At 65.5% G+C, this 25,452-nt stretch carries 25 protein-coding genes; 18 read left to right on the forward strand and 7 right to left on the reverse strand.

Going from position 1 to position 25,452, the window contains the following annotated elements; translation table 11 throughout:
* Positions 1 to 1,773, reverse strand: a complete 1,773-nt coding sequence (locus tag LDO41_RS08230; RefSeq protein ID WP_223984619.1) for a potassium/proton antiporter — start codon at positions 1,771 to 1,773, stop codon at positions 1 to 3.
* Between the two features lie 411 nt (positions 1,774 to 2,184).
* Between LDO41_RS08230 and LDO41_RS08235 the strand changes: the two genes are divergently transcribed.
* Positions 2,185 to 2,646, forward strand: coding sequence for a tripartite tricarboxylate transporter TctB family protein (locus LDO41_RS08235; protein ID WP_223984621.1), 462 nt, complete (start codon positions 2,185 to 2,187; stop codon positions 2,644 to 2,646).
* Positions 2,647 to 2,659: 13 nt separating this feature from the next.
* Positions 2,660 to 4,162: a tripartite tricarboxylate transporter permease gene (locus LDO41_RS08240; protein ID WP_223984623.1), complete on the forward strand. Its 1,503-nt coding sequence runs from the start codon at positions 2,660 to 2,662 to the stop codon at positions 4,160 to 4,162.
* An 89-nt stretch (positions 4,163 to 4,251) separates the two neighbouring features.
* Here the strand turns inward: LDO41_RS08240 and LDO41_RS08245 are convergent, their stop codons facing one another.
* The gene (locus tag LDO41_RS08245; protein WP_223984625.1) at positions 4,252 to 5,136 is read right to left on the reverse strand and encodes a LysR substrate-binding domain-containing protein; all 885 of its coding nucleotides are present in this window, start codon (positions 5,134 to 5,136) and stop codon (positions 4,252 to 4,254) included.
* Positions 5,137 to 5,269: 133 nt separating this feature from the next.
* Here LDO41_RS08245 and LDO41_RS08250 point away from each other — a divergent pair, with 133 nt between their 5' ends.
* The 4 genes from LDO41_RS08250 (at position 5,270) to LDO41_RS08265 (ending at position 9,640) form a co-directional block, all read left to right on the forward strand.
* Complete coding sequence (locus LDO41_RS08250) at positions 5,270 to 6,262, forward strand: Bug family tripartite tricarboxylate transporter substrate binding protein (RefSeq protein WP_377744289.1); 993 nt, start codon at positions 5,270 to 5,272, stop codon at positions 6,260 to 6,262.
* 21 nt (positions 6,263 to 6,283) lie between these two features.
* Complete coding sequence (ggt, locus tag LDO41_RS08255; RefSeq protein WP_223984627.1) at positions 6,284 to 7,909, forward strand: gamma-glutamyltransferase; 1,626 nt, start codon at positions 6,284 to 6,286, stop codon at positions 7,907 to 7,909.
* Between the two features lie 164 nt (positions 7,910 to 8,073).
* On the forward strand, positions 8,074 to 8,949 hold the full coding sequence (locus LDO41_RS08260) for a PhzF family phenazine biosynthesis protein (protein ID WP_223984629.1): 876 nt from the start codon (positions 8,074 to 8,076) through the stop codon (positions 8,947 to 8,949).
* Between the two features lie 49 nt (positions 8,950 to 8,998).
* Positions 8,999 to 9,640, forward strand: a complete 642-nt coding sequence (locus LDO41_RS08265) for a pyridoxamine 5'-phosphate oxidase family protein (protein ID WP_223984631.1) — start codon at positions 8,999 to 9,001, stop codon at positions 9,638 to 9,640.
* Between the two features lie 7 nt (positions 9,641 to 9,647).
* Here the strand turns inward: LDO41_RS08265 and LDO41_RS08270 are convergent, their stop codons facing one another.
* A complete protein-coding gene (locus tag LDO41_RS08270; RefSeq protein WP_223986859.1) occupies positions 9,648 to 11,075 on the reverse strand; it encodes a CoA transferase in 1,428 nt (475 codons plus the stop codon).
* A 205-nt stretch (positions 11,076 to 11,280) separates the two neighbouring features.
* On the opposite strand from LDO41_RS08270, the gene LDO41_RS08275 reads away from it, so the two are divergent.
* The 7 genes from LDO41_RS08275 (at position 11,281) to LDO41_RS08305 (ending at position 15,792) form a co-directional block, all read left to right on the forward strand.
* Positions 11,281 to 13,038, forward strand: coding sequence for a glutamine--tRNA ligase/YqeY domain fusion protein (locus tag LDO41_RS08275; protein WP_223984633.1), 1,758 nt, complete (start codon positions 11,281 to 11,283; stop codon positions 13,036 to 13,038).
* Entirely contained in the window at positions 13,038 to 13,271 is a 234-nt protein-coding gene (locus LDO41_RS08280; RefSeq protein ID WP_223984635.1) for an RNA-binding S4 domain-containing protein, read from the forward strand. Before LDO41_RS08275 ends, LDO41_RS08280 begins: the two co-directional genes overlap by 1 nt.
* A 52-nt stretch (positions 13,272 to 13,323) precedes the next feature.
* Positions 13,324 to 13,710 carry an MAPEG family protein gene (locus tag LDO41_RS08285; protein WP_223984638.1) on the forward strand — a complete coding sequence of 129 codons (387 nt, stop codon included), beginning with the start codon at positions 13,324 to 13,326 and terminating at the stop codon, positions 13,708 to 13,710.
* Between the two features lie 88 nt (positions 13,711 to 13,798).
* Positions 13,799 to 14,341, forward strand: a complete 543-nt coding sequence (locus tag LDO41_RS08290) for a YceI family protein (RefSeq protein WP_223986862.1) — start codon at positions 13,799 to 13,801, stop codon at positions 14,339 to 14,341.
* A gap of 118 nt (positions 14,342 to 14,459) precedes the next feature.
* Positions 14,460 to 14,768 carry a hypothetical protein gene (locus tag LDO41_RS08295; protein ID WP_223984641.1) on the forward strand — a complete coding sequence of 103 codons (309 nt, stop codon included), beginning with the start codon at positions 14,460 to 14,462 and terminating at the stop codon, positions 14,766 to 14,768.
* Positions 14,769 to 14,859: 91 nt separating this feature from the next.
* Entirely contained in the window at positions 14,860 to 15,405 is a 546-nt protein-coding gene (locus LDO41_RS08300) for a YaeQ family protein (RefSeq protein ID WP_223984645.1), read from the forward strand.
* Positions 15,406 to 15,444: 39 nt separating this feature from the next.
* Positions 15,445 to 15,792, forward strand: coding sequence for an FKBP-type peptidyl-prolyl cis-trans isomerase (locus LDO41_RS08305; protein ID WP_223984647.1), 348 nt, complete (start codon positions 15,445 to 15,447; stop codon positions 15,790 to 15,792).
* 46 nt (positions 15,793 to 15,838) lie between these two features.
* Here LDO41_RS08305 and LDO41_RS08310 read toward each other — a convergent pair whose 3' ends face one another.
* Entirely contained in the window at positions 15,839 to 16,159 is a 321-nt protein-coding gene (locus LDO41_RS08310) for a hypothetical protein (protein WP_223984655.1), read from the reverse strand.
* Between the two features lie 186 nt (positions 16,160 to 16,345).
* On the opposite strand from LDO41_RS08310, the gene LDO41_RS08315 reads away from it, so the two are divergent.
* Positions 16,346 to 17,146 carry a gamma-glutamylcyclotransferase gene (locus tag LDO41_RS08315; protein WP_223984658.1) on the forward strand — a complete coding sequence of 267 codons (801 nt, stop codon included), beginning with the start codon at positions 16,346 to 16,348 and terminating at the stop codon, positions 17,144 to 17,146.
* A gap of 69 nt (positions 17,147 to 17,215) precedes the next feature.
* On the forward strand, positions 17,216 to 17,968 hold the full coding sequence (locus LDO41_RS08320) for an ankyrin repeat domain-containing protein (protein ID WP_377744271.1): 753 nt from the start codon (positions 17,216 to 17,218) through the stop codon (positions 17,966 to 17,968).
* A gap of 20 nt (positions 17,969 to 17,988) precedes the next feature.
* Here the strand turns inward: LDO41_RS08320 and LDO41_RS08325 are convergent, their stop codons facing one another.
* Entirely contained in the window at positions 17,989 to 19,698 is a 1,710-nt protein-coding gene (locus LDO41_RS08325) for a long-chain fatty acid--CoA ligase (protein ID WP_223984669.1), read from the reverse strand.
* Between the two features lie 227 nt (positions 19,699 to 19,925).
* On the opposite strand from LDO41_RS08325, the gene trxA reads away from it, so the two are divergent.
* Entirely contained in the window at positions 19,926 to 20,771 is an 846-nt protein-coding gene (gene trxA, locus LDO41_RS08330) for a thioredoxin (protein WP_223984672.1), read from the forward strand.
* A 36-nt stretch (positions 20,772 to 20,807) separates the two neighbouring features.
* Here trxA and LDO41_RS08335 read toward each other — a convergent pair whose 3' ends face one another.
* Positions 20,808 to 21,278 carry a bacteriohemerythrin gene (locus tag LDO41_RS08335; protein WP_223984676.1) on the reverse strand — a complete coding sequence of 157 codons (471 nt, stop codon included), beginning with the start codon at positions 21,276 to 21,278 and terminating at the stop codon, positions 20,808 to 20,810.
* Positions 21,279 to 21,329: 51 nt separating this feature from the next.
* Here LDO41_RS08335 and LDO41_RS08340 point away from each other — a divergent pair, with 51 nt between their 5' ends.
* On the forward strand, positions 21,330 to 21,908 hold the full coding sequence (locus LDO41_RS08340; RefSeq protein ID WP_223984680.1) for an AAA family ATPase: 579 nt from the start codon (positions 21,330 to 21,332) through the stop codon (positions 21,906 to 21,908).
* 28 nt (positions 21,909 to 21,936) lie between these two features.
* On the opposite strand, the gene tcdA is transcribed toward LDO41_RS08340, so the two are convergent.
* On the reverse strand, positions 21,937 to 22,794 hold the full coding sequence (gene tcdA, locus LDO41_RS08345) for a tRNA cyclic N6-threonylcarbamoyladenosine(37) synthase TcdA (protein WP_223984682.1): 858 nt from the start codon (positions 22,792 to 22,794) through the stop codon (positions 21,937 to 21,939).
* 247 nt (positions 22,795 to 23,041) lie between these two features.
* On the opposite strand from tcdA, the gene LDO41_RS08350 reads away from it, so the two are divergent.
* A complete protein-coding gene (locus LDO41_RS08350) occupies positions 23,042 to 25,267 on the forward strand; it encodes an AsmA family protein (protein ID WP_223984685.1) in 2,226 nt (741 codons plus the stop codon).
* Positions 25,268 to 25,452 lie beyond the last annotated feature (185 nt).

A 25,452-nucleotide genomic window follows, 5' to 3' on the forward strand; every position in this document is an offset into this window, starting at 1 on the left:
TCACGGCGCGCGACGGTGTAGCCGCCACGCGCTGTCCTTGACCGCGGCATCGGCCGTCGGGCCGCGCGGCAGCAACAACCCCACCTGCACGATGCGCGGTCCGTCCATGCGCGTGACCGTAAGCCGCAGGCCGGCAACCGCCACCGCATCGCCCTCGACCGGCGGCGACGGGAACGCCGCGAGCATCGACGTCTCCAGCGTCTGACCCACCTGCGCGGGCGTCAATGCCTGCGTACCGTACAGCGCCGCCACCTCGTCGAGCGATGCGTCGCCCGCCAGCAGGAAATCGTGCGACACCTGATCCCATTCGGGCGGCGTGGCCGGTGTGAGGAACAGCCGCGACAGCATCGGTACGCTCGCGGCCGGCGCGAGCACCGACACCGCATCGCCGGCGCGCAGCACGGCCTGATCGAGCGGCACCAGTGCCCCCTCTCGCGCAACCGTGACCACGCCGCACCGCGGCGGCAACTCGAGCTGATCGGCGCGCTGGTCCGCCACGGGCGAGTTGTTCGCCACCAGAAACTGCATGATCTCGAGCGCCGGTGCATGGGTGCCACGCAAGCGTTCGCGCGAGAGCGGTTCCGCGTAGCCGGGCCGCAGCACGCGCGCCCACCGTGCCGCCAGTGCGACGGTCGTGCCCTGGCACAGCAGGCTCATCAGCACTACCGCGAACGCCACCCGAAACACCAGCCCCGAGTCTTCCATGCCTTTGAGCAGCGGAAACAGCGACAGCACGATCGGCACCGCGCCGCGCAATCCCATCCAGCCGAAGAACGCCTTCTCGCGCCCATTGAAGCGGAACGGCAACAGCGACAACCACACCGCGAGCGGCCGCGCGACGAACATCAGGAACACCGCGATCAGGAACGCCGGCAACGCGATATCCCAGATGCGATGCGGCGTGACGAGCAGACCCAGCAGCAGGAACATCACCGACTGCGCGAGCCACGCCATGCCATCCATCGCGCGCATGGTGTCGGGCGTCACCGCGCGTTCGCGGTTGCCGATCAGCACGCCGGTCAGGTACACCGCGAGAAAGCCGCTGCCACCCGCGGTCTGCACGATCGCGAACACCATGGTGCCGCCCGCGCAGACCAGAATGGCCTGCAGGCCCTCGGCCACTTGAATGCGTTCGAGCACATTGGCCAGGCAATAACCGAGGCCAAGCCCGAGCAAGCCGCCAACGCCGAACTGCACGAGCAGGCGCAATCCCAGCGCACCCGGCGTCAGCGCATCGGGCGCGGTAATCCATTCGATCAGCGTAAGCGTGAGAAAGATCGCCATCGGGTCGTTGATACCCGACTCGATCTCGAGCACGCTCGCCACGCGTTCCTTGAGCCGGATGCCGCTGCTGTTGAGCAGCGAGAACACCGCGGCCGCGTCGGTGGAGCCGACGATCGCGCCAAACAGCAGCCCGAGCTTCCACTCCACGCCGAGCAGCCAGCTGGCGAACACGCCAACCAGCCCGGCTGTGACAAGCACGCCGACCGTGGCGAGCGACAGCGACGGCCGCAACGCCACGCGAAACGTGGCCAGCCGTGTGCGCAACCCGCCATCGAGCAGGATGATCGCGAGCGCGACATTGCCGACCAGAAAACTCAGCCAGGTGTTGGAAAACTTGATGCCGCCAGGCCCATCCACGCCGGCCAGCATGCCAACGCCGAGGAACACGAGCAGGAACGGCACGCCGAAGCGTGACGAGAACGCGCCCACGACGATGCCCAGCGACATGATGACGGCGCCGATCAGGATGGCGTGCTCGATGCTCTCCACGCGGGGACTCTCCTATCGATCCTTTCGAACCTTTCGCTGGGCTTTCGGTTGTCTTTCAACGCGCGGGCGGACGCAGGGTGCCATCGATCATAGCCGAGCCGCCGATGCGCCGAAGTCAGCCGAATGCTGACGCGTCCCCGTCGACGCGTTTCGCCCGCCATACCGCGTCCCGCCTGCGCTGCACCGGGTTACTACCGACTGTGTGCCCGGCTTTCGATGAGCTTTCATACGTATTCCTAGGGACATACCCTGAACATGACGCCGAATGCAGACATATGAAAGGTAGCTGAAAGGTGACGCTTTTACCTTCCACCCACTCGCGACGGGGTCAGGGGCAAATCGCCCCTTTTGTGCAGTGCATCAACTGCATCGCCGCGGAGAATTTCAAGCGTCTTATCGAGGAGAATCACTTTGCGCATACGTAGCCAAAAGGACTTTGCCTCCGGCCTCATGTTCGTCCTGGTCGGAATCGGCTTTTCCTGGGTCGCCCGTACCTATTCCATGGGCACCGCCGCCAAGATGGGGCCGGGATATTTCCCCTTCTGGCTCGGCATCGTGCTGGCCCTGCTTGGCGTGATCGTGACGTGGGGCTCGCTGTCCCTCAAGTCCGAGGAAGACCACCTGGCCAAATGGGACATCAAGAGCCTGCTGTGGATCCTGGGCTCGGTCGTGCTCTTCGGCCTGATGCTGAAGCCGCTGGGCATGGTGGCATCGGTATTCGTACTGGTGTTGGTCTCGTCGATGGCGAGCCACGAATTCAGCTGGAAGGGCGCGATTGCGGCCGCAATCCTCCTGGTGTTGATCAGCCTGGGCGCGTTCGTCTACGGCATCAACCTCCAGATGCCGGTATGGCCGGCTTTCATTACCGGCTAAGGAGACGTCCCACATGGAACTGTTGACCAACCTGGGACTGGGTTTTTCCACCGCCCTATCCTTTCAAAATCTCGCCTACGCGTTCCTCGGCTGTATCCTGGGCACGCTGATCGGCGTGCTGCCGGGTCTCGGCCCGCTCGCGACCATCGCGATGCTGCTGCCGGTGACGTACACGCTGCCGCCGGTGGCCGCGCTGATCATGCTGGCCGGTATCTACTACGGCGCGCAGTACGGCGGCTCCACCACCGCCATTCTGGTGAACCTGCCGGGCGAATCGTCGTCGGTGGTGACTACCATCGATGGCTATCAGATGGCCCGGCGAGGACGGGCCGGGGTTGCCTTAGCCACAGCGGGTCTCGGCTCGTTCTTCGCAGGCTGCGTGGCGACGCTGATCCTGGCCGCGTTTGCGGCTCCGCTGTCGGAACTGGCGTTCAAGTTCGGTCCCGCCGAATACTTCTCGCTGATGTGCCTGGGCCTGATCGGTGCCGTGGTGCTGGCCTCGGGTTCGCTCGTCAAGGCCATCGCGATGATCGTGCTGGGTCTGCTGCTGGGCCTGGTCGGTACCGACGTGAACTCCGGCGCGGCGCGCTTCTCGTTCGATGTGCCGGAACTGACTGACGGTCTGAACTTCGTGTCGGTGGCCATGGGTGTGTTCGGCTTCGCGGAAATCATCGCGAACCTCGAGCAGAAGGAACATCGCGAGACCTTCACGGATGCGGTGACCAACCTGTTCCCGACCAAGGAAGACTTCAAGCGCATGATCCCGGCCGTGCTGCGTGGCACGATCCTGGGTTCGGCACTGGGTATCCTCCCGGGTGGCGGTGCGTCGCTGGCTTCGTTTGCAGCCTACTCGCTCGAGAAGAAGACTTCGAAGCATCCGGAAGAATTCGGCAAGGGCGCGATCGAAGGCGTGGCAGGTCCGGAGTCGGCCAACAATGCGGCCGCACAGACCTCGTTCATCCCGCTGCTGACGCTCGGCATTCCGCCGAATGCCGTGATGGCGCTGATGGTCGGTGCAATGACCATCCACAACATCCAGCCGGGTCCGCAGGTGATGACCAGCAACCCCGCGCTGTTCTGGGGCCTGATCGCCTCGATGTGGATCGGTAACTTCATCCTGATCATCCTGAACCTGCCGATGATTGGTATCTGGGTGAAACTGCTCAAGGTGCCTTACCGCTACCTGTACCCGGCCATCCTGACGTTCTGCTGCATCGGCGTGTACTCGGTTCAGAACACCACGTTCGACGTGTTCCAGACCGCCGCCTTCGGCCTGATCGGTTACCTGTTCATCAAGCTCAAGTGCGAGCCGGCACCGCTGCTGCTGGGCTTCGTGCTGGGACCGATGATGGAAGAGAACTTCCGCCGTTCGCTGCTGCTGTCGCGCGGTGACTTCTCGGTGTTCGTCACGCGTCCGCTGTCGCTGGGCCTGCTGATCGCCGCGGCGATTCTGGTGGCCATCGTGCTGATGCCGTCGATCAAGGCCAAGCGCGAAGAAGCGTTCCAGGAAGAATAAGCAGGGCAAGGCCGGCGCAGCCGGCCACACAACGCAAAGCTCCGGGTGCCGCATGGCACCCGTTTTTTTTTGCCTTTTTGATTTACCTGCTAGGGTCCGAACAGCGTCGCGCACGCCTGGCGGATCGCGCCAGTCACATGATCGCGACCATGGTCGCGCCGCTCGAGCATGCCGACCGTGCGCGTCAGGGGCTCCCCACCCGCCTGCAACGGCAGGATGCGCAGTGACTCGTCCTCGCGCCAGCGTGCGCGCTTGAGCAGCGGCACCACGGTCACGCCCACTTCCTGCCGTACCAGTTCCACCAGCGCCTCGATCGAATTGAGCTCGAGAAATTCGTTCACGCGCAGATGCGAGCGCCGCAGCGCGCGCTCCACGAGCATGCCGGTACGCTGCGTGCGGTCGAATCGCAGGAAGGGGTTGGCGGCCAGCGCTTCCCGTGCGCTCGCACCGGGCGCGCCACGCGCGGCAAGCGCGACCAATGGCTCCTGATAGAGCGGCGTCCAGCGCAGGCTGCCCGCGGGCCGCGCGGTGCCTTCGACCAGAAAGGCCGCGTCGAGCGTGCCCTGCTCGACCTGCGCGGCCAGCTCGATCGACTTGGCGCCGACCAGCCGCACATCGAGCGCGGGATAGGCGCGCTTCATCCGGGCCACGGCATGGGACAGGCCGCCCATGACCGAGACCACGGCCCCCACGGCAACCGCGCCCGCCATCGCTTCCGAAGCCACCAATGGCAGCCGCATGTCGTCGTAGAGCGACAACATCCGGCGCGCCTGCGGCAGCAGCTCCCGGCCGTCGGCATTGAGCACCGCGACGCGACCACTGCGGTCGAACAGCACACGGCGCAGCTCTTCCTCGAGCGAGCGCATTTGCAGGCTGACCGCGGCCTGTGTCAACGCTACCTGCCCGGCGGCGGCGGCAAAGGAGCCATGTTCGGCGACGGCGACGAAGGTACGGAGGAATCGGATGGTGCTCATATCAAGACCGGGGCGCGGGTTGACTCACAAGGATTTCTTGTGAATCGCAAAAGGAATATTAGCTTTCATTGTGATCGCGCGCGCGGAATAATGGATGTTTCCTATCGAATCTGCCCTGCCCGGAGCAAATTGCATGACCCCACGGTGCCTGACCCAACCCCTACGTCTGCTCGGCTTCGGCCTGGCCTCGAGCCTGATGCTCGCTGCCGCCCCGACTTTCGCCGATACGTTTCCCAGCAAACCGATTCGCCTGATCGTGCCGTTCCCGGCCAGCGGCGCCACCGACCTGCTCGCGCGCGCGATCGCGCAGAAGGTCGGCGCCGACATGGGCCAGCAGATCGTGGTCGATAACCGGCCAGGCGCGGGTGGCGCGATCGGCTCCGACATGGCGGCCAAGGCGCCGGCGGACGGCTACACGCTGCTGATCGCGACCTCGAGCACCCACTCGATTGGCCCGTACATCAATTCGAAGCTGCCCTACAACACCGAAACGGATTTCACGCCGATCGGCCAGGTGGCCATCGCCACCAACATCCTCGTCGTGCCGAACACGCTGCCCGCGAAGAATGTGAAGGAGCTGGTCGACTACGCCAAGAAGCATCCGGGCGAGCTGAACTACGCGTCGAGCGGTAACGGCACGATTGGCCAGTTGACCGCCGAGGCATTCAAGGCGCAGACCGGCACCTTCATCACGCATATCCCGTACCGTGGCACCGCGCTCGCCGTGCCGGACCTGATCTCGAACAAGGTGCAGGTGCTGTTCGACAGCGTGGTGTCCGGCATGCCGCACGTGAAGGATGGCAAGCTCAAGGCGCTGGCCGTGACCAGCCTCAAGCGCTCGCCGCTCGCGCCGGATGTGCCGACGGTCGCCGAATCGGGCCTGCCCGGCTTCGAGTCGAACACGTGGTTTGGCATCTACGGTCCCAAGGGCCTGCCTGCGGATATCGTGGCACGCCTGAACACCGAGTTCAACAAGGCCATCCAGTCGCAGGACGTCAAGGACCGCCTGGCCAAGCTGGGCGCCGAGCCCGTCGGCGGCACCCCGGCGCAGTTCGCCGCGATGGTGAAACAGGACAGCGCGCGCTGGGGCAAGCTGATCAAGGATCGCAAGATCACGGTGGATTAAGCCGGAACAATCGAGACAACCATGCAGAACTTCAACTGGACCAACCCCTACCCCACCGTGCGCATTCCGCTGTTCGCACGCAACACGGTGTCCACCTCGCATCCGCTGGCCGCGCAGGCCGGCCTGCGCATGCTACTCAAGGGCGGCAACGCCGTGGATGCCGCGATTGCCGCGGCCGCCGCGATCACGCTGGTGGAGCCGGTGTCGTGCGGCCTTGGCAGCGATGCGTTCGCCATCCTGTGGGACGGCAAGGAACTGCATGGTCTGAACTCGTCGGGCGTGGCGCCCGCCGCGTGGAGCCCCGAGTATTTCAAGGGCAAGTACGGCGAGGTTGCCAACGGCATCGCCAACCGTCCCGTGCGCGGCATCGACTCGGTGACCATTCCCGGCGTGATCGCTGGCTGGGCCGCGCTGCATGAGCGCTTCGGCAAGCTGCCGTTCGAAGACCTGATGGAACCGGCGATCGAGATCGCCGAGCGTGGCTATGCCATGCCGCCGGTGGTCGCGCACAAGTGGGCCGCCGCAGTGCCCGAACTGCGCAACCAGCCGGGCTTTGCCGACACGTTCATGCCGAACGGCCGCGCGCCGGAAGTGGGCGAGAAGTTTGTGTTCAAGCATGCCGCCGACACGCTGCGCAAGATCGGCGCGACGCGTGGCCGTGCTTACTACGAAGGCGAGATCGCCGAGAAGATCGCCGCGTTCAGCAAGGAAATCGGTGGCGCGCTGACGCTCGACGATCTGCGCAACTACAAGCCGGAGTGGGTCAAGCCGATCTCGAAGTCCTACCGCGGCTACGACGTGCACGAGATTCCGCCGAACGGCCAGGGCATTGCCGCGCTGATGGCGCTCGGCATGCTCGACCAGTTCGACGTGGGCTCGCTGCCGGTGGATTCGGTGCAGTCGCAGCATCTGCAGATCGAGGCAATGAAGATCGCGTTCGCCGACCTGTATCGCTACGTCGCGGACCCGCGCAGCATGGAAGTCACGCCCGAGCAGATGCTCGACGACGCGTACCTGAAGTCGCGCGCCAAGCTGATCAACATGGATCGCGCCTCGAATCCCAACTTCGGCATGCCGAAGACCGGCGGCACGATCTACCTGACTGCGGCCGACGAGAACGGCATGATGATCTCGTTCATCCAGTCGAACTACATGGGCTTCGGTTCGGGCGTGGTGGTGCCGGGCACCGGCATCAGCCTGCAGAATCGCGGCGTAGGTTTTTCGATGGATCCGAAGTCCGCCAACGTGGTGGCCGGCGGCAAGCGTCCGTTCCACACCATCATCCCGGCGTTCCTCACGCGCGATGGTCAGCCTGTGATGAGCTTTGGCGTGATGGGCGGCGACATGCAGCCGCAGGGTCATGTGCAGACCGTGGTGCGCATGCTCGACTACAAGCAGCAGCCGCAGGCCGCGTGCGACGCACCGCGCTGGAAGGTCAACCGCGACTTCACGCTCGACGTGGAAGGCACGATGGACCCCAACACCGTGGCCGCGTTGAAGGCGCGTGGCCATCAGCTCAAGTCGGTCGAGGATCCGTACATGGACTTCGGCTCGGGCCAGTTCATCTGGCGTCTGTCCGACGATCGCGAGCAAGGCTACGTGGTGGCCAGCGACAGTCGTCGTGACGGGCAGGCAGTGGGCTTCTGAGCACGCCGCAAGGTTGACGTTCATGTAGCACTGCAGGCGCCACGGGCCACCGTGGCGCCTTTTTTATTGTGCCAACTGTTCTGTTCGGGACCCTCGCAACTGTGCATGGCGCGCGGCTGGGGCATCACTACACTGAGGGTCCTGCTACCCAGAGAGTTCCGATCATGGCCACGTACGCATACCGCATCGTCAATGTCTTCGCCGAGTCCACACTGGCCGGCAACCCGCTCTGCGTCTTCGAGGACGCGCGTGGCATGGACGACGCGACCATGCAGGCGCTGGCGCTCCAGTTCAATCTGTCCGAGACCACGTTCCTGCTGCCTTCGGAGCGCGCCACGCGCCGCATGCGCATTTTCACGCCCAACTTCGAGATGCCGTTCGCGGGCCACCCGACGCTTGGCACCGCGCACGTGGTGCGGGAGCTGGCCGGTGGTGGCGATGCGCTGTCGCTCGAGGTCAAGGCGGGCATCGTGCCGGTCAGCGCAGGCAGCGGCAATGACAGGGATCGCTGGACGCTGACGGCGCCCACCCATGGCGCCCCTGGCACCGCGCCCGCGGGCGCGCCCGATGCGACGATCGCCTCGCTGCTCGGGCTCGATGCGTCGGACCTCGACGGGTCGCCGCTGTGGGTCAACACCGGCAACGAGCAATTGCTGGTGCCGCTGCGCTCGACCGACGCGGTGCGCCGCGCGCGGCCCGACGGCGGGCGGTTCGAGCAATGGCCGCAGAGTCCTTCCTCCGGCCGCCGTTGCGCGTATGTGTTTGCGCGGGACGAGCAGGCGCCGGGCAAGATGCTCGTGCGGTTCTTCTTCACCAAGAACGCGGGCTCGTTCGCCGAGGATCCGGGCACGGGCTCGGCCTGCGCCAATCTCGGTGGCTGGCTGCTGGCCACGGGGCATGCGTTGCCGGCGGCCTACGAACTCGATCAGGGCGAGGCCGTGGAGCGTCGTTGCCGGCTCGATCTCGCGGTGAGCGCCGAGGGCGCGATTCGCGTCGGCGGCCGCGTGATCGAACTCGGACGCGGCACAGTGACCTTGTAGTGGGTCATACTGCGGGTCTGCCTCCCACGACAATCTTCGCCGAAGCGCCATGTCCGAAAACGATCCGCAGTTTGCCACCGCGCATGTTCTGACCAATATTGCCGCGCTGGAAGCGCTGTACGCGGAGCCGAGCGCCGCGTCGCTGTCGAAAGAAGTCGACTACCTGCACCCGCACTATCGCGCGTTCGTGGAGAAGTCGCCGTTCTGCCTGCTGTCCACGATGAACGACAAGGGCGGCGACTGCTCGCCGCGCGGCGACGCGCCGGGTTTCGTGCAGATGCTCGACGACCGCACGCTGCTGCTGCCCGACCGCCGTGGCAACAACCGGCTCGACAGCCTGCGCAACATCATGACGGACCCGCGTGTGGGGTTGCTGTTCCTGGTGCCGGGCGTCAACGAGACGCTGCGTATCAGCGGCACCGCGCGCATCTCCACAGACCCCGAGCTGATCGCGCGCTTTATCGTCGATGGCAAGGCGCCGACGACGGTGCTGGTGGTGTCGGTGCTGTCGGTGTTCTTCCAATGCGCGCGCGCACTGGTGCGCTCGCATCTGTGGTCGCCCGAAGTGCAGATTCCACGCACCGCGCTGCCCAGCACGGGCACGATCCTCACCGCGATCAGCGGCGGCAACTTCGACGGCGCCGCCTACGACCGCGAACTGCCGGAAAGGATGCGCAAAACGCTGTACTGACGGCGCCTCAAACCCACTCTGGCGCATGCGTGCCAAGCGGTACCGACGGCAACTCCCAGTGCGCCGGCGTCTCCGACAACTGCGCCGCGTGCCGCACCACCGTCAGATCGCCAAACCCCGACGGCAACACCTCGAGCAGATCCGCGATATCGTCGATCTTCAGGTCCGGCACGCCAAACCCATGCTCGATGCGCCCGAGTCCGCGCAGCCACTGCCCCACCTGCGCGAGCGACACGCGCACGTGCCAGCTACCACCCTCCACCGCGCGCCGATGCAACGCGACCATCGCGCCGAACGCCAGCAGATAACCCGCGGCATGGTCCAGCACCTGCGCCGGTAGCGGCTTCGGATCGGCACTGCCCGCCGCCTGCGCCTCCGCATGATTGAGCCCGGTGGCGGTCTGCACCAACGAATCGAAGCCGCGCTTGCCCGCCCACGGCCCCACATGCCCGTACGCGCTCAGCGACACATAGACAATGCCCGGCCGCGCGCGCGCCGCTGCCTCGGGACCAAAGCCGAGGTCGGCCAGACCTTGCGGCCGATAGCCCTGCAGCACCACGTCGGCGCCATGCAGCAGCTTGTGCAACGCGCGCTTGTCGTCGGCATCGCGCAGATCGAGCTGACAGGAGCGTTTGCCGCGCCCGGTGTCGATCACCAGCGGCGCAATCGCCGGCAGGTGTGACGCCGTCACGAGCAAAACATCGGCACCATGCGCCGCCAGCGTGCGGCCAGCCACCGGGCCCGCGATGATGCGCGTGAAATCGAGCACACGCACGCCCGTAAGCGGCCGGCAGTCGACGTTGATCTCGCCATGCGCGGGCAACGCGGGCAACGGCCGCGGTGGCGCGTCGCCAATGCGCTCGATCGTCACGGGCGGCAGGCCACGCAACGCCGCGGCCTGCGGATGCGCATCCCATTCCTCGAAACTGCGCATGGCCGCCACCACCAGCCCGGCTTCGGAAGCCGCCGCCTCGAACGCCAGCGCCTCCCACTTGCCGAGCGCGGCCTGCACCGCCGCCTTGTCATGGGCGCAACCGAGAATCCGCAGCACACCGTCCCGGTGATGCGGAAAATTCGTGTGCAGCCGCACCCAGCGGCCATCGCCACACCGGTACAGACCCGCAATCTTGTCCCATAGCTCGGGCGCCGCGCCGCCATTCACCCGCAGATAGCGCTCGCTGCGAAATTCCGTCAGCGCATGGCACATGTCGAGCGAGACCTGCTGGGTGCGCCCCGTGCGCTGCGTCCACAGCGCGGCAGCGGCCAGCGCGGAGGCGCCGAGGCTGGCCTGCGCGGCCGCGCCGATGGCAAAGCTCGACGGCAGCACGGGATCCGCGCCGGTAAGCGTCAGGCGCGACAGCGCGTCCATTGGCATGCCCGCGTCGCGCCACAGCGCGGCCAGCGTATCCTGCGCGAGCGTGGGGCCGGCAGCCATCGCCAGTGGGGCGAGCGAAGGGGCTGCAAGTGACGAGAAGGGGCTGTTCATGGCATGTAATCCCGCGACGTAATACACCGGATCGTGCCACGATTTGCATCGGATCGTGCCACGATTCCAAGGCACGGTAAAATCCCGTTATTCGACACCCGGCGGGCCGCGCGCCCGCCCACCGTTTCTGCTGCCGCCCCCGCGCGGCGCCACCATGAGCCAAGACAACAAGCCCAACGACACGCCCGCCGCCTCCAATTTCCTGCGCAGCATCATCGACCAGGACCAGGCCGCCGGTACCTACGCCGCCCGCACTGACCGTGCCGGCGAGCCGCTGCCGACCGTCATCACGCGTTTCCCGCCGGAGCCGAACGGCTACCTGCATATCGGTCATGCCAAGAGCATCTGCCTGAATTTCGGCCTGGCGCGCGACTACGCCGGCCGCTGCCACCTGCGCTTTGACGACACCAACCCGGTCAAGGAAGACACGGAGTACGTCGATTCGATCATCGACGCCGTGCACTGGCTCGGTTTCTCGTGGGACAGCGACGCCGCCGGTGCGGCCCCGCGCGCCCACCTGTATTACGCAAGCGACTACTTCGACCAGCTCTACGCATTTGCCGAAACGCTGATCGAGCGCGGCGTGGCCTACGTGGACAGCCAGAGCGCCGAGCAGATCGCCGCCGCGCGCGGCAACTTCTCCGAAGTCGGCAAGCCGTCGCCGTTCCGCGACCGCACCGTCGAGGAGAATCTGCAACTGTTCCGCGACATGCGCGCGGGCAAGTACGCCGATGGCCAGCACGTGCTGCGCGCCAAGATCGACATGAGCGCGCCGAACATCGTGATGCGCGATCCGGTGCTCTACCGCATCCGCCATGCGCACCATCACCGCACCGGCGACAAGTGGTGCATCTATCCGATGTACGACTTCACGCATTGCATCTCCGATGCGCTGGAGAACATCAGCCATTCGCTGTGTACGCTCGAGTTCGAGAACAATCGCCCGCTCTACGAGTGGGTGCTTGGCCATCTGCGCGACGCCGGCGTGTTCAAGGATCCGCTGCCGCATCAGTACGAATTCGCGCGCCTGAACCTGACGTATGCGATCACCAGCAAGCGCAAGCTGCTGCAACTCGTCAACGAGAACCGTGTGGATGGCTGGGACGATCCGCGCCTGCCGACCATCGTCGGTATCCGCCGCCGCGGTTTCACGCCGGAATCGATCCAGCTGTTCTGTGATCGCGTGGGCGTATCCAAGGCCGACAGCTGGATCGACATGAGCACGCTCGAGGGTGCCGTGCGCGACGACCTCGACGCGCGCGCGCCGCGCAGCGTGGGCGTGCTGGACCCGATCAAGCTGATCCTCGACAACTACCCCGAAGGCCAGAGCGAGGAATGCTCGGCGCCGGTACACCCGAAGCAGCCTGACCTGGGTCGCCGCGTGTTCCCGCTGTCGCGCGAGCTGTGGATCGAGCGCGACGACTTCAACGAGACCCCGCCCAAGGGCTACTTCCGCCTATTCCCCGGCAACAAGGTGCGCCTGCGCTACGGCTACGTGATCGAATGCACGAGCGTGGACAAGGATGCCGACGGCAATATCGTCGCCGTGCACGCGAACTATCTGCCGGAGACCAAGAGCGGTACGCCGGGCGCGGACAGCGTCAAGGTCAAGGGCAACATCCACTGGGTCAGCGCGGCGCACGCGTCCGAGGCCGAAGTGCGCCTGTACGACCGCCTGTTCAGCGACCCGCATCCGGACTCCGGCGGCAAGGACTTCCTCGAAGCCCTCAACCCGGACTCGCGCAAAGTCGTGCGCGCGTATCTGGAGCCGGGCCTCGAGAACGCGAAGGCCGAGGACCGCTACCAGTTCGAACGTCACGGCTACTTCGTGGCCGATCGCATCGACTCGAAGCCGGGCAAGCCGGTATTCAACCGTATCGTCGGCCTGAAGGACAGCTGGGGCGGCAAGTAATGGCGAAGGACGATCGGCAGTACGTCAACTTTCCGCTGGACCGGGAGTTTATTGCATTGAACGACCTGCTCAAGCTCGCGGGCGTCTGTGACAGCGGCGGCGCCGGCAAGGCGCTGGTCGCGGCCGGCGAGGTGGCCGTCGATGGCGCCACCGAATCCCGCAAGACGGCAAAGATCCGCGCGGGACAGGTGGTGGACGTGGCAGGGGTCAGGATCCGGGTGGTTCCGGCTTGAGGCAGCAGCCTCGGCCGGCATTGCCCGTGCAGGACCAGACAAAGGAATCGGCATGCCAATTGCATTCTGGTGTGTTCTGATCGCCGGCCTGCTGCCGGTGCTGACCGTGGGCGTGGCCAAGGCAGGCGGCCGCGGCAACTTCGACAACCACGACCCGCGCGGCTGGCTCGAGAAGCAGAGCGGCCGCGCGCGGCGCGCGGACCTCGCGCATCGCAATCACTTCGAAGCCTTCCCGTTCTTCGCCGCCGCGGTGCTGACGGCAAGCCATCTCGGCGCGCCCGCCCCACGCATCGACGAACTCGCGATGGTGTTCATCCTCGTGCGTGTGCTCTATACGGTCTGCTACCTGACCGATCGGGCCACGCTGCGCACACTGTGCTGGACGCTTGGCTATCTGACCGTGATTGGGATCTTTCTGCTGCCGGTGTTTGTCCACTGATAGTTGCCGACTCTCGCGTCCCCCTCCCATGCGCGCCCCAACCCTGGCTATACTTGGTGCGGCACTCGCCGCCCTCGTCCCACTCGTCATGCCCGCGCCGGCGATAGCCGCGCAAACCAACTACACGCTGGATCCCCTCCATACCTCGGTCTACTTCGGCGCGAGCCACTTCGACCGCACCACGGTGCGTGGCCGCTTCGGCAAGATCGACGGACGCATCATTTATGACCCGGCCACGGGCGCCGGTTCGCTCGACTTCACGGTCGATACCGGCTCGGTGGACACCGGCAACCGCACACTCGACGGCGTACTGCGTTCGGATCAGTTCCTCGATGTGCAGAACAACCCGTACGCACGGTACCGGGCCAATCACTTCGTGGTCGAGGGCGGCAAGCTCGTGGCGGTGGATGGCGACTTCACGCTACGCGGCGTCACGCAACCGCTGCGGCTGGAAGCGGATCGCTTCAGTTGCGGCCAGACCGTGCTGTTTGGCGTGCACCACGACGTATGCGGCGGGGACTTCCACGCGACAATTCGGCGCAGCGCATATGGGCTCACACGCTTCCTGCCCGACGTCAGCGACAACGTGACGCTGCGGATCGCCGTGGAAGCGTCACCGGGCCAACCCTAAGTCCCCTACCGAGACGACCCGGCATCACCTTTGAGCGCGATTTCTTCTGTAGAATCAGCGCCTTGCATAATTTTTGCCGCGTCCCGCAGTCAGGCGTGTCCCGGCGACGCGAGTCAAGATGATTGCCATTTCTGCCGGAGACGTCGTAGCGGCGTCCCTTGCTGCGGCCGGCGCCTGCCTGGTCTGTAGCGTTCCCCTCGATTTCCTGCGCCGGTTCCCGCTGTGGGCGTTCCGCACCTACGGCCGCGGAGCGCTGCTGCTGCCGATGCTCGCCATGCTGGTCCTGACCGTGCTGGTGCGCCTGGCGATCGCCGGGCAGATCAACAGCGATGCGGGCCTCGCGATGGTCGCTGCCACCGCGTTCCTCGGCCTCGTACTGGCCTCGGCACTGCTGCGCTTCTACCTGAGCGACTACCGCAAGTCATAGGGCATTTCCGCGTGGGTTCACGCGGATCACGTATCATGCGGCCTTTCCTCGCGTCTTACCGTGCCGCTTGCCGCGGTCTCACATCAGGCCCATGGCGCTTAAATCCACGATCTACAAGGCTGAACTGTCGGTATCCGACATGGATCGGCCCTATTACGGCAGCCACGCGCTGACCATCGCCCAGCATCCGTCGGAGAACGACGCGCGCATGATGATCCGCGTGCTCGCCTTCGCGTGCGAGGCCACCGAAACGCTGACTTTCACGCGCGGCCTCGACGAGCCCGACGAGCCCGACCTCTGGGACAAGGCCCTCACCGGCGACATCCTGCACTGGATCGACCTCGGCCAGCCCGATGAGACGCGCCTCAAGCGCGCGGCGTCGCGCGCCGAGCGCGTCACGGTGTTCACCTACCAGAGCGCCAGCGCGCGCGAATGGTGGAAGGGCATCGCCGGCAAGGCGGGCAAGCTGCGCAACGTCACCATCTACAATGTCCCGCAGGACGCCGTCGACGCACTGGCCGGCCTCGCGCAACGCGCGATGCGGCTGTCCGTCACGATCCAGGACGGCGAGATCTGGGTCAGCGACGACGATCACAACGTTCAGCTCACGCTGGACGTCCTTCAGCGCGCCGCCTGACGCGCTGCCGATTCACGCTTCCATACAAGGAAACACGCGATGCAAACCACTTCCTCTGGCCTGCAGTATGAAGACACCGTCGTCGGTAACGGCACGGAAGCCGCTGCCGGCAAGCACGTTACCGTGCATTACACGGGCTGGCTGTATGAAAACGGTCAGGCCGGCCGCAAGTTCGACTCGAGCAAGGATCGCAACGACCCGTTCGTGTTCCCGCTCGGCGCCGGCCACGTCATCCGTGGCTGGGACGAAGGCGTCCAGGGCATGAAGGTCGGCGGCACGCGCCGCCTGGTCATCCCGGCCGACCTCGGCTACGGCGCGCGCGGCGCCGGCGGCGTGATTCCGCCGAACGCGACGCTGCTGTTCGAAGTGGAACTGCTCGCGGTCTGATCGCTCGCGCTCCCGAAAAAACCCCGCTTCGCGGGGTTTTTTTCTTTCAGAAGCCGATCGACGCGTTGCCCACGTCCACGCGCACCTTGTCGCGGTCGAGCAGGCGGCCCGCATGACGCGCGTATTCCTGAGCCCACGCCGCATCGCCGGCAAAGCGACGTTCGCCCGAGAAGCGCGCGACATTCAGGATCTTGTCGATCACCAGCACCTTGCCCACCGGGCTCGATGCCTGGCAATCGAGTTCCGCGTATTCGCGGTCGAACCAGCGCCAGGCGGCGTCTTCACCGATGCCGGCCACATCGGCCTCGACCAGCGTGAACTCGAATTCCTTGCCGTTACCGAACACCACGGTAAGCGTACGTGCCATGACGGCCTCTCCTGTTGTGGACCCGATCGGATCCGATCATCGCTTCATTGTACGAACATGGCGTGAAGCAAGCCATGCGCCAGTCGGTGTGCCCCAGCGTGGCGCAGACACCACGGCCTGTGGAAATGTGGGAAGACCGTGGTAACCCGGACACGCCATGGCCGGCTTTGGATTATGCTTGCACGCATGGCCATCACCAGACAGGACCTCGAATCGGATCGGCTGCGCGCATCGCTGTGCAGCACACCGGTCGCGTCCTCACTGCTGACCGAAGATGCGATGGAGCGTTCCCTGCGCTGTGCGCTGGCCGAACGCGCCGATGCGGACGGGCCCGATGGCGACAGTGGCGACGTCTGGATCTTCGGCTACGGCTCGCTGATCTGGAATCCGATGGTGGTCCACACCGACTGCCGCGTGGCCTCCGTGCACGGCTACCACCGCGGCTTCTACTTGTACTCCCGTATCAATCGCGGCACCTGGGACCATCCCGGCCTCGTGCTTGGCCTCGACCGGGGCGGCAGTTGCACCGGCATGGCGTTTCGCATCCCGAAAAATGTGATCGAGCAGGAATTCCGCGTGCTTTGGCGACGCGAAATGATGACGGGCGCCTATCATCCGCGCTGGCTACGCCTGAAATTCGGTGACGGTGACGGTGCGAATCCAACCCCGCGACGGGCGCTCGCGTTCGTCATGAATCGCGGACACAACGGCTATGCCGGCCGTCTGCCCGATGCCGATGTGGTTTCCTGCCTCCGTCACGCGTGCGGCGTCTATGGGCCCGCGCGCGACTATCTGCAGCAGACGCTGCTCGGCCTGGCTACCCACGGCGTGGGCGACCCCTATCTCGCGCGCCTGTGGCACCAGTTGCAGGAACGCGATGCCCGCGAAGGCCATGCCGGCAGCGTCGGCAGCCAGCCGACTCCCTGCGCAGCGGTCGATGCCGACACCGCCGTGGCGTCGACCATGGCCCCACACGAGACCGTCTGAATTACATCCGCCATGACGCGCCCCCACTCTCGCCCCCGACGTCAGGCCATTGTCGAGATGCTAGGGCTCATGGGGATATTGATGGGCGGTGCGCTGCTCGCGGGTCAGGGGGGCCAATCGCTGGCCCGTTCGATCGTCGCGGCAGGTCCGATTCCGCTGCCACAGCGCCCACGCTCGCTGTCTTCGCAGGAACCACCACCCCCTCCCCCGCGCCCGGAAAACGTCAGCGCGCTCGATCGCAATCTGATCACCGCGGCATCCCTCGGCGACACCGACCTCGTCAACCGGCTGCTGTACGCGGGAGCCTCGCCGCTGGCAGTCGATGAGCGCGGCCGCACCGCATTGCTGAGCGCGCTGTACAACCGCCGTGGCGAGGCGGCGCGCGTGTTGATCCTCGCGGGCGCCGACGTCAATCGCAAGGATGCCGACGTCAACAGCGCGTTCCTGGTGGCTTCGGCGACCGGACAGGTGGATATCGTCCGCCTGTCGCTCTCTCATGGCGCCGATCTCAACAGCACCGATCGTTATGATGGCACCGCGTTGATCGCGGCCGCGCAGCATGGCAACACCGAGGTGGTACGCATGCTGCTGAAATCGGGCATCGCGGTGGATCACGTCAACCAGCTCGGCTGGACCGCGCTGCTGGAAGCCGTGATCCTCGGCGACGGCAGCTCGCGCTACGAGGAGATCGTGCAATTACTGCTCGACGCGGGTGCCGATGCCAACTTGCCCGACCGCGAAGGCATCTCGCCCACGCGCCACGCACGCGACCGCGGCTACAAGACCATGGTCAGGATGCTGATGCGCGCGCGCGGGCACTAGGCCGCATTAACTAAACCGGATTACGCCTTCGCGTTCTCGCTTTCCTGCAACTGCCGCCACATCACCTTGCCGGTGCCGGACTTCGGTAGCGCGTCGACGAACTCGACCACGCGCGGATACTTGTACGCGGCCATATTGTCGCGCGCCCAGTCGATGATGTCCTCCGCCGTGGTGGTGCCGCGCGCAGCGGGCCGCAAGACCACTACCGCCTTCACGGTTTCGCCGCGATAGGGATCGCGCGTGCCGATGATGCAGGCCTCCTGCACGGCCGGATGCTTGTACAGCAGATTCTCCACCTCGGCCGGCCACACCTTGAAGCCCGACGCATTGATCATGCGCTTGAGTCGATCGGTCAGGAAAAAGTAGCCATCTTCGTCCATACGACCCAGATCGCCGGTGCGGAAGAACGTCTCGCCCTCGAACGTGATGAACGCCTCGCGCGTGGCCTCCGGCTTGCCCCAGTAGCCCTTGAATACCTGCGGGCCGCGCACGATGATCTCGCCGACCTCGCCCACCGGCAGTTCCGCGAGCGTCACCGGGTCGATGATGCGCGCGTCGGTATTGAACGTCGGAATGCCCAGGCACTGCTGCTTCGGACGTTCGAGCGGATTGCTATGAGTTGGCGCGATCGTCTCCGACAGGCCATAGCCCTCGATGTAGGACAGCCCGAACTGTTCGCGCAGCCGCTCCGCCACCGCCTGCGGCATGGCCGCGCCGCCGCCGCCGATATAGCGCAGGCTGCGCAGGTCGAACTCCGGCAGGTTCGGACTACCGAGGAAGTCGATCACCATGGTCGGGATATTGGTCCAGTGCGTGACCTGGTAACGCGAGATCAGACGCCCCGCCACCTCGCGATCCCAGCGCGGCAGCATGACCACGGTGGCGCCGGTGTAGATCGGCACGTTCATGCCGTACTGCATGCCGGTCACGTGGAACAGCGGCAGTACCGACAGTTGCACCGACTCGCCGCCATTTCCCGACCACGTGGCGCCGCCGATCACGTTATGCATGACCGTGCGATGCGTGTGGATGCAGCCCTTCGGAAAGCCCGTGGTGCCCGATGTGTATGGCATCACTGCCATGTCGTCGGGCCCCGCGGTGTGCGGCCCGGGCGTCAGTTGCGCGGCCATCGCGTCGGTCCAGCGTGTGTAGCCCGCGGGCAGTGCGTGCGCGGCGGTCAGCCAGGCCGGCGGCGCGTCCTCGGGATGGGTATGCGTGGGCGGCAACGCGTCCGCATACGCGGTAACGAGTACCTGCGCGAGGCGCGCCTCCGCAGGCACGCTCTCGTTGGCTTCCGCGACCATGCCTGCCAGATCCGCACTGCAGATCGCCACGCTCGCCTGCGCGTCGGTAATGTAGTGGCGGAACTCCTCGGTCCGGTTCATCGGATTGACCGGCACCACCACCGCATCGGCACGCAGGATCGCGTAATAGGAGAGCAGGAACTGCGGGCAGTTCTGCATGTAGAGCAGCACGCGATCGCCCTTCTTCACGCCCGCGCGCTGTTGCAGCCAGCCGGCCAGCGCAGTGGCCCGCGCCTCCATCTCGCGGAACGTCAGCGCGCCACCGAAATAGCGGATGGCGGCCTTGTCGGGGTACCGGCGCGCGGAAACCTCGAGGTTGTACCAGAGCGAGGTTTCCGGCAGCACCACCTGTGGAGACAGGCGGCGCGGCCAGAAGCGGAAATGCGGGCGATCGGACGGGACAACGAAGGGAACAGCGGTGGTCACGAGTGTCTCCTGTTGGCCCATGGCGGCCTGTTCTGTCAGCGTATCGGGTGAATATAACTGAACGATCGTGCTATTTTCAACAGTGGTAATTACGTAGACCCGTACGTAGACCCGTACGTAGACCCGTACGTAGACCCGCACGTACCCCGTGACGTGGAGGTTGTTTTTCGGCCATCCACCCCCACAATAGGGAAATAAACGCAACGCAACCAACAAGGGCAAAAACGATGAGCGACGTCACCCTGCAGAACTTCGAAGCCGAAGTCATCGAGTTATCGCGGCAGGTGCCGGTGCTGGTCGATTTCTGGGCGCCATGGTGCGGGCCCTGCCGCACGCTCGGACCCATGCTCGAGAAACTCGAGGCCGAAGCCGCCGGCACGTGGCGGCTCGCCAAGGTGAATGTGGACGAGAACCAGCAGCTGGCCGCGCATTTCGGCATTCGCAGCATTCCGCATGTGGTCGCGTTCGTCGATGGCGAAGCGGTGGATCAGTTCACGGGCGTGCTGCCCGAGTCTGGCCTGCGTGAGTTTCTGGAACGTCTGTCGCCGAACCCCGCCGACCTCGCGCTGGTGGAGGCACGGCATCTGCTGGAAGCCGGCGATCGCGATGGCGCGCAGGACGCGTTCCAGGCCGCGCTCGCGTACGACCCCGGTGCCGACGACGTTCGCCTCGCCTATATCTCGTTCCTGCTCGATGGCAACGCGATCGCCGATGCCGAAACCGAGTTCACGCGGCTCTCGCCGCAGGCGGCGCAGCTCGATGCGTTTGCGGCCTTACGCACGCGTATCGATGCGATGCAGAATGTGTCGGACCTGCCCGATGCCAGCACGCTGATCGCGCGCGTGGAAGCGCAGCCCACCGACCTGGCCGCGCGGCTGGATCTGGCGCAGGTGCTGATCGCGCGGCGCGAGTACGAGTCCGCGCTCGCGCAGTTGCTGGAGGTTGTGAAGCGGGATCGCGCGTTCGGCGATGACGCAGGCCGCAAGACCATGCTATCGGTGTTCGAGATGCTTACCGATCAGCCGGATATCGTGTCGCGCTGGCGTCGTCAGCTAAGCACCGCGCTCAACTGATCGACTCAATTGAGCGAAACAGGGACGTCGGCCGCGTCAGGCCGGCGGCCCTTCGACCAGCGAGAAGCCGTTGGCCTTCATATGGCCGACCATCATCGCGTCCATCGACTTGACGTGATGATCGAACCAGCCAGACAGCTCGCCCACCAGACGGCGGCCGAGGTCGAGGCGACCGTCATCGGCCACGGCCTGGCGAATCGCGTCGGCAATCGCGAGCACCTGCTGATGCTCGCCCGCGTGGCACCCACGCGGACCGAACGCCATCGCCTCCATCCACTGCTCTTCCTGCTGGAAGTGATAGCGGCTGTGATCGATCCACGCGTCGAACGCGGGCAGAAATCCCGCATCGTCCGCCTGCACAGCCGCCGCCAGCAATTGCACGAATTCGGCATGCGTGGCGTCGGTGACGGGTTCGTCGAGATGGAGGTCCGCCGGCAGCCCCTCGGATGAGAGACCCTCGTAAGGCGAATCGATCGAATCGGTAGGCAGGGCGTCGGTTGCAGTCATGGCTGGCACTTGAAATGCAAGACGCAAGCATACCGCGTTATGCTTCGTCGCATGCCCAGACTGATCTTCTTCTGCGGTCATGCCGGCACCGGCAAGACCACGCTCGCGCATCGCCTGATCGGCCCGCTGATGGCGGCGACGGGCGAACCGTTCTGCCTGCTCGACAAGGACACGCTTTACGGTCGCTATAGCGCGGCCGCGATGCGCGCGATCACCGGCGATCCGAACGATCGCGACAGTCCAGCGTATCTCGACAATCTGCGCGATCCGGAATACGAAGGGCTACTCGACACCGCACGCGAGAATCTTGCGCTGGGCATCAGCGTGATCGTGATCGGCCCGCTCTCGCGCGAGATCCGCGCGCACCAGCTCAACGATCCTCAATGGCTGCATGTGCCCGCTGGCACCACGGTCAGCATCCTGTGGGTGCACCTGCCCGAGGACGAGGCGCACGCGCGCATCATCCAGCGTGGTAATCCCAACGATGCGTACAAGCTCGCGCACTGGGACGCGTATCGCACGCGTCGGTTCCAGCCGGATGCGGCCGATTATCCCGAGTTGATCTTCTTCGATAACCGCGCGCCGGACGACGCGCAGATTGACGGTTTGCTGAGAACGCTGGCAGCCTGAAGGTTGACCTGACAGTCGTCGTAAAAGATCAGCCCGCGGCCAAGGCCCCGATCACGGCCGACGCCGCGACGAAACCGAACACCGCCGTCACCGCCACCGACGAGCCAAAGCCCGCGCATGCGAGCCCCTGCGGGCCGCTTGGCTGCGCCGGCGGTGCTTCGTCGAGTTCGCACGACTGCTGTTCCGGCTCGGGATACTTCAATGGTTCGTCGGAATACACGGCCTGGATGTCGAACTTGCGCTTCGGATTGCGCGGGAAGCCCCACTTCTGGCGCAAGGCCTGCCGCACCTTGGCGAGCAGCGGGTCCTGCACCGTGCGCGACAGATCCTCGATGCGCACGCGCGTGGGATCGAGCTGACCGCCCGCGCTGCCGCAGGTAATCAGCGCGCGCCCTTCGCGACGCGCCCACGCGATGATCGCGATCTTCACACGCCCCGAGTCGATCGCATCGATCACGTAGTCGAAACCGCCCAGCAGCTCGGCCACGTTCTCGGGCGTGACGAAATCGTCGATCGTGGTCACGCGGCAGCGCGGATTGATGGCGACGATCCGCTCGGCCATCGCTTCCACCTTCGCGCGGCCGTACGCATCGCCAAGCGCGTGGATCTGGCGGTTGGTATTCGAGGGCGCGATATGGTCGAGATCGATCAACGTGATATGGCCCACCGCGTTACGCGCGAGTGCCTCCGCGGCCCAGCTGCCCACGCCACCGACGCCGATCACGCACACCCTGGCGGCTTCGAGCCGTGCCAGTCCCTCCGCGCCATACAGGCGCGCGACCCCGCCAAAGCGACGATGGTAATCGTCGTCCTCGGGCGACTCGTGGACGAGGGGTGCTGGCAGCTCGGAGGCGTCGGCCAGGGATGGTGGGGGGGCGATGGTCATGCTTGCGTGAAATGGGGCTACTTCGGAGGCTACTTCGGGGGCACGTCCGGCGCGCATTCGGGAGGCGCAGTCGGAAACGCTTCAGGCCGGCATTTTATGACATCGCCCGAAAATCGGCGCACCGGCGACCGCAATGTCAGCGGATGACCGACAACGCGCGCGCGGCTCCATTCCTACAATGATCCTGAGTGGTTGATGCGCCGCTTCAGCACATTGGCGCCCCGCCCCCGAATACAAGGCCCATTTCATGCCCGTTTCCCGTCGCCAAAAGGTTGCACTCTGGAGCGTGTTCACGCCGCTCGCGTTGATTGCGATCGTTGTGATCGTGATCCTCCTGTTCGACTGGAACCGCCTCAAACCCTGGCTCAACGACAAGGTTTCGCAGGCGATCGGTCGTCCGTTCGCGATCAATGGCGACCTCGTCGTGACATGGAAGCGTGCGCAAGGCGAGACCGGCTGGCGCACGCTGGTGCCGTGGCCACGGCTGTCGGCGCGCGATATTACCGTCGGCAATACGGACTGGGCCAAGGCGCCCGAGATGGCTACCGTGCGCGAGCTCATCTTCGTGCTGCGGCCCCTGCCGCTGCTCGCGCACGAGATCAACGTGCCGAGTATCGTGATCGACAGCCCCGCGGTCTGGCTCGAACGGCTGGCGGACAAGCGCAATAACTGGACCTTCGATACCGGCCCCAAGACCGGCAATTCGAAGTGGCACCTCGACGTTGGCGAAATCGTGCTGGCGCAGGGCAATATCGCGCTGACCGACGCCGCCTCGAAGATCGACATGCAGGCCGAGATCGGCACCATCGGCGACAACGCGCTGTACAACAAGGCGCGTGACGGCGCACTGGTCAACGCCGCGTCCGAAGCGTCGGCCGTGCAAGGCAATCCGAACGACGAACGCCGCTACGGGCTGCGCTGGAAGGCGGTGGGCCACTACAACCAGGCCACCATCAACGCCAACGGCAAGGCCGGCACGGTGCTGAGCCTGCGCGATACCGATACACCGTTCCCGGTGCAGGCCGATGTGCGCGTGGGCGGTACGCGCGCGGTGATCGAAGGCACGCTGACCAACCCCGCGCATCTGGGCGCGCTCGACGTCCACCTCGCGCTGTCCGGCGACAACATGGCCAAGCTGTATGCGCTCACCGGCATCGTGCTGCCCTCCACGCCGCCGTATGAAACGCGCGGCCGGCTGGTGGCGACGCTGAAGAAGGACGCATCCAGCTACACCTATCGCAACTTCACCGGCAAGGTGGGCGGTAGCGATCTCGGCGGCACGCTTACCTTCGCTCAGCGTTCACCGCGGCCACTACTGTCCGGCGAGCTCGAATCGAAGCAGCTGTTGTTCTCGGATCTCGCGCCGCTGATCGGGGCTGACGCCAAACCGGGACAGGCCGCCGCCGAAAGCACCGTCAAGCAGCCGGCTGACAAGGCGCTGCCAGTCGCGCCGTTCCGCACCGAACGCTGGGACGAAATCGATGCCGATGTGAAATTCACGGGTCGGCGCATCGTGCGTACCGAGGATCTGCCGATCACGAACCTGACCACGCATCTGAAGCTCACCGATGGCGTGCTACTGCTCGACCCCCTGAATTTCGGCGTGGCGGGTGGCAATCTGATCTCGACGATTCGCCTCGACGGCAAGCGCGAGCCGATGGCCGCGATGATCGACATGAGCGCGCGCCGCCTCAAGATCAAGCAGATGTTCCCCAAGGTGGAATCGATGCGCGCGAGCATTGGCGAGATCAATGGCAGCGCCAAGCTGTCCGCCACCGGGAATTCCGTGGCCGCGCTGATGGGCACGTCCAACGGTGAGGCGAGGTTGCTGGTCGAGAACGGTACCGTCAGCAAGTTTATTCTGGAGGCGATGGGCCTGAACGTCGGCAGCGTGGTCATCTCCAAGCTGTTCGGCGACAAGCCCGTGCAGATCAACTGCGGTGTGGCCGACTTCGGCTTCACCAATGGGGTGGCGCGCGCGCGCACGTTCGTGCTCGACACGCAGGACGCGGTCATCAACACCGACGGTACGGTCGATCTGGCCAATGAAAAGCTGGCACTGACCATTCATCCGGATTCGAAGGGCGTGCGCATCATCTCGCTGCGCTCGCCGCTTTACATTGGCGGCACATTCAAGAAACCGTCGGTCAGCCCGAATATCGGTGTCCTTGCGCTGCGTGCAGGGGGTGCGGTCGCCCTTGCACTGGTCGCGCCGCCGGCGGCGATCCTGCCGCTGATGGACCTGTCGCCCGGCGATGAAAGCCAGTGCGGCCGGCTGCTGACGGAGCTCAAAAAGCGCCCGACCGCGCCGCCGCCCGGCAAGACCTACAGGGATCCGAAGGCCGACGCGCCCGCGGCAGACGCCCCGGCGGACAAGCCGGCGCCAGCCGCCACGCCGAGTACTTCACCCAACACGTCACCGAAAGCGGCGCCCGCCAATCGCGCGGCGGACTCGATGCACGAGGGCAGTTAAGCGTCGGCCACCGTTGCCTTTTCACGACGCCGCGGTTTTTGTGCAGACAAAAACCGTTGCGTTTTTGCACTCTGCGTTCCCCGTTGTTGTGCATGGACGACATCGCGGCGCATACTTAAGCGGCCATTTACAAGGAAGTTACTAACAGATGGCGCGCATCAGTTTTTTTGTCCGGTGCGGCTGCG

This window comes from Cupriavidus pampae, from assembly GCF_914271485.1.
In the GTDB taxonomy this organism is placed as follows: Bacteria; Pseudomonadota; Gammaproteobacteria; order Burkholderiales; family Burkholderiaceae; genus Cupriavidus; species Cupriavidus pampae.

Bases quoted from the DNA above. Each gene is read 5' to 3' on its own strand.
- LDO41_RS08240 (WP_223984623.1), top strand. From the start codon at position 2,660: ATGGAACTGTTGACCAACCTGGGACTGGGTTTTTCCACCGCCCTATCC.
- LDO41_RS08245 (WP_223984625.1), bottom strand. From the start codon at position 5,136: ATGAGCACCATCCGATTCCTCCGTACCTTCGTCGCCGTCGCCGAACAT.
- LDO41_RS08250 (WP_377744289.1), top strand. From the start codon at position 5,270: ATGACCCCACGGTGCCTGACCCAACCCCTACGTCTGCTCGGCTTCGGC.
- ggt (WP_223984627.1), top strand. From the start codon at position 6,284: ATGCAGAACTTCAACTGGACCAACCCCTACCCCACCGTGCGCATTCCG.
- LDO41_RS08260 (WP_223984629.1), top strand. From the start codon at position 8,074: ATGGCCACGTACGCATACCGCATCGTCAATGTCTTCGCCGAGTCCACA.
- LDO41_RS08265 (WP_223984631.1), top strand. From the start codon at position 8,999: ATGTCCGAAAACGATCCGCAGTTTGCCACCGCGCATGTTCTGACCAAT.
- LDO41_RS08270 (WP_223986859.1), bottom strand. From the start codon at position 11,075: ATGGCTGCCGGCCCCACGCTCGCGCAGGATACGCTGGCCGCGCTGTGG.
- LDO41_RS08275 (WP_223984633.1), top strand. From the start codon at position 11,281: ATGAGCCAAGACAACAAGCCCAACGACACGCCCGCCGCCTCCAATTTC.
- LDO41_RS08280 (WP_223984635.1), top strand. From the start codon at position 13,038: ATGGCGAAGGACGATCGGCAGTACGTCAACTTTCCGCTGGACCGGGAG.
- LDO41_RS08285 (WP_223984638.1), top strand. From the start codon at position 13,324: ATGCCAATTGCATTCTGGTGTGTTCTGATCGCCGGCCTGCTGCCGGTG.
- LDO41_RS08290 (WP_223986862.1), top strand. From the start codon at position 13,799: ATGCCCGCGCCGGCGATAGCCGCGCAAACCAACTACACGCTGGATCCC.
- LDO41_RS08295 (WP_223984641.1), top strand. From the start codon at position 14,460: ATGATTGCCATTTCTGCCGGAGACGTCGTAGCGGCGTCCCTTGCTGCG.
- LDO41_RS08300 (WP_223984645.1), top strand. From the start codon at position 14,860: ATGGCGCTTAAATCCACGATCTACAAGGCTGAACTGTCGGTATCCGAC.
- LDO41_RS08305 (WP_223984647.1), top strand. From the start codon at position 15,445: ATGCAAACCACTTCCTCTGGCCTGCAGTATGAAGACACCGTCGTCGGT.
- LDO41_RS08310 (WP_223984655.1), bottom strand. From the start codon at position 16,159: ATGGCACGTACGCTTACCGTGGTGTTCGGTAACGGCAAGGAATTCGAG.
- LDO41_RS08315 (WP_223984658.1), top strand. From the start codon at position 16,346: ATGGCCATCACCAGACAGGACCTCGAATCGGATCGGCTGCGCGCATCG.
- LDO41_RS08320 (WP_377744271.1), top strand. From the start codon at position 17,216: ATGGGGATATTGATGGGCGGTGCGCTGCTCGCGGGTCAGGGGGGCCAA.
- trxA (WP_223984672.1), top strand. From the start codon at position 19,926: ATGAGCGACGTCACCCTGCAGAACTTCGAAGCCGAAGTCATCGAGTTA.
- LDO41_RS08335 (WP_223984676.1), bottom strand. From the start codon at position 21,278: ATGACTGCAACCGACGCCCTGCCTACCGATTCGATCGATTCGCCTTAC.
- LDO41_RS08340 (WP_223984680.1), top strand. From the start codon at position 21,330: ATGCCCAGACTGATCTTCTTCTGCGGTCATGCCGGCACCGGCAAGACC.
- tcdA (WP_223984682.1), bottom strand. From the start codon at position 22,794: ATGACCATCGCCCCCCCACCATCCCTGGCCGACGCCTCCGAGCTGCCA.
- LDO41_RS08350 (WP_223984685.1), top strand. From the start codon at position 23,042: ATGCCCGTTTCCCGTCGCCAAAAGGTTGCACTCTGGAGCGTGTTCACG.